Origin of the sequence: Mesorhizobium sp. (genome assembly GCF_024509055.1) — a bacterium.
GTDB lineage: Bacteria > Pseudomonadota > Alphaproteobacteria > Rhizobiales > Rhizobiaceae > Mesorhizobium.
Window position 1 is genome coordinate 1 of sequence record NZ_JANINM010000263.1, and the last position, 2,458, is coordinate 2,458.

A 2,458-nucleotide genomic window follows, 5' to 3' on the forward strand; every position below is an offset into this window, starting at 1 on the left:
TCGAAGGGTGCGGCGGAGCAGAATTCTGCATCGTTGCAACGCTCGAATGTCACGGTATGGATTCCAGGGTCTGCGCGCGTCGCTTCGCTCCTTGCTTCGCCCTGGAATGACGAATGCACGAGCACCTCGGCAAATCTCCAACCTAGGCGATACGGCACCGAGGCACGGCTACCGATCGAGGTGACCCCATGAAAGAAATCTCCTGCAAGCTGCTCGTCATTGGCGCCGGGCCAGGCGGCTATGTCTGCGCCATCCGCGCCGGTCAGCTCGGCGTCGATACGGTCATCGTCGAAGCGGGCAAGCCTGGAGGGACCTGCCTCAATGTCGGCTGCATTCCATCCAAGGCGTTGATCCATGCCGCCGAGGAGTTCGCGAAGGTTGCGCAAATGGCCGGCGGCGCCGATCCGATAGGCATCAAGGTCGGCGCGCCGACGCTCGATCTGTCACGGACGGTCGGCTGGAAGGATGGTATCGTTAGCCGGCTGAATAGCGGCGTCGCCGGACTGCTGAAAAAGGCCAAGGTCAAGACGGTCCAGGGTTGGGCGACGTTCCGCGACGGCAAGACCGTCGAGGTCGAGACAGAGACGGGGACACAGGTCATCCGCGCCGAGACGGTGGTGATCGCCACCGGTTCAGCGCCGGTTGGATTGCCGTTCATGCCCTTCGGTGGACCGGTTATCTCGTCGTCCGAGGCGTTGGCGCTGGGCGAGGTGCCGACGAAGCTCGCCGTCGTCGGCGGCGGCTATATCGGACTGGAGCTCGGCATGGCCTTTGCCAAGATGGGCGCCAAGGTGACGGTGGTCGAGGCGCTGCCGCGCGTGCTGGCGCAGTATGACGCCGAACTGACGAGGCCGGTGCTGAAGCGGCTCGGTGAGCTTGGCGTCGAGGTGATGACGGGTGCCAAGGCCAAGGGCCTGTCGACCAAGGGCGACGCTTTGCTGGTCGAGACGGCCGAGGGCAAGAACGCCAAGGTCGCCGCCGACAAGATCCTCGTCACCGTTGGCCGCAAGCCGCTCACCGAAGGCTGGGGGCTGGAACAGATCGATCTCGACATGGCGGGCAAGTTCATCCGCATCGACGACCAGTGCCGGACCTCGATGCGCGGGATTTTCGCCATCGGCGACGTCACGGGCGAGCCGATGCTGGCGCATCGGGCGATGGCGCAGGGCGAAATGGTGGCAGAGATCGCCGCCGGCCACAAAAGAAGCTGGGACAAGCGGGCGATCCCGGCGATCTGCTTCACCGATCCCGAACTGGTCACGGCCGGACTGTCGCCGGAGGAGGCGAAGGCGTTGGGCAGCGAGATCAAGATCGGGCAGTTTCCGTTCGCCGCCAACGGCCGCGCCATGACCAGGCAAGGCGAGGACGGCTTCGTGCGGGTCATCGCCCGCGCGGACAATCATCTGGTGCTGGGCATCCAGGCCGTCGGGCAAGGCGTGTCTGAACTGTCAGCGGCCTTCGGTCTGGCGCTTGAAATGGGCGCGCGGCTGGAAGATATCGCCGGGACGATCCATGCGCATCCTACGCAGGGCGAAGGTTTCCAGGAAGCGGCGCTGAAGGCGCTGGGGCATGCGCTGCATATTTGAGCTCCCCCTTCTCCCCTTGTGGGAGAAGGTGTCGCCGAAGGCGACGGATGAGGGGTGCTCCAGGGAACACCAACGTCTCACTCCGTCGCACACCCCTCATCCGTCTCGGCGCTGCGCGCCGATCCACCTTCTCCCACAGGGGGAGAAGGAAAGAGGCGCAGTTCAGCTCGCCAGCCGGCTCACCATTTCGTGCTGGGCATAGGCGCGGCCGAAGCGGTTGGCCAGAAACGCGTCGAGCGCGATGTCTTCCTGGCGCACAAAACCCTTCGCCGGCAGGCTGCCGTCGGCCAGCATGTCGAGCACGGCGCAGATGCCGGAAGCCGTGGTGATCTGGATGGCGCTGCGCACGATCGCGCCGACGCGCTGCGAATAGATCTTGTTGGCGTAAGTCTCCTGCAGCAGGCGACCGTTGCGGCGGCCCGAAACGGTGACGAAGACGATGACGACGTCCTGCATCGTCGCCGGCAAAGCGCTTTCGAAAATATCCTTCAGAACCTCGCGGCGATGGCGCAGGCCAAGGTCGTTGAGCAGCGCCTTCATGATCGCGGCGTGGCCGGGGTAACGGATGGTGCGGTAGTTGAGCGTGCGCACCTTGCCCTTCAGCGTCTCGGCCAGCGTGCCCAGCCCGCCGGAGGTGTTGAACGCTTCATAGGTGACGCCGTCGAGCGAGAATTGCTCGCGCTCCTCCAGCGGCGGCACCTCGATCAGCTCTCCCTCGACGATCGCCTCGCAGGGTTCGCAATACTCGTTGATGACGCCGTCGGTGCTCCAGGTCAGATTGTAGTTCAGAGCGTTCGATGGATATTGCGGGAGCGCGCCGACGCGCATGCGCACGCTTTCCAGCGTGTCGAAGCGGCTGGCAAGATCGTTGG

General features: G+C 64.7%; 2 protein-coding genes. One reads left to right on the plus strand and one right to left on the minus strand.

The features are described 5' to 3' along the window. The first annotated feature begins 188 nt into the window (after positions 1-188). Positions 189-1,586 (plus strand): dihydrolipoyl dehydrogenase, encoded by a 1,398-nt coding sequence (lpdA, locus tag Q0L57_RS12640; RefSeq protein ID WP_296743110.1) that lies wholly within the window; start codon positions 189-191, stop codon positions 1,584-1,586. A gap of 162 nt (positions 1,587-1,748) precedes the next feature. On the opposite strand, the gene Q0L57_RS12645 is transcribed toward lpdA, so the two are convergent. Beyond that, positions 1,749-2,458 (minus strand): saccharopine dehydrogenase C-terminal domain-containing protein (locus Q0L57_RS12645; RefSeq protein ID WP_296743112.1); only part of this gene is annotated, 710 nt, incomplete at its 5' end.

Excerpts from the sequence above, each read along its gene's own strand:
- lpdA (WP_296743110.1), top strand. The coding sequence starts at position 189 with ATGAAAGAAATCTCCTGCAAGCTGCTCGTCATTGGCGCCGGGCCAGGC.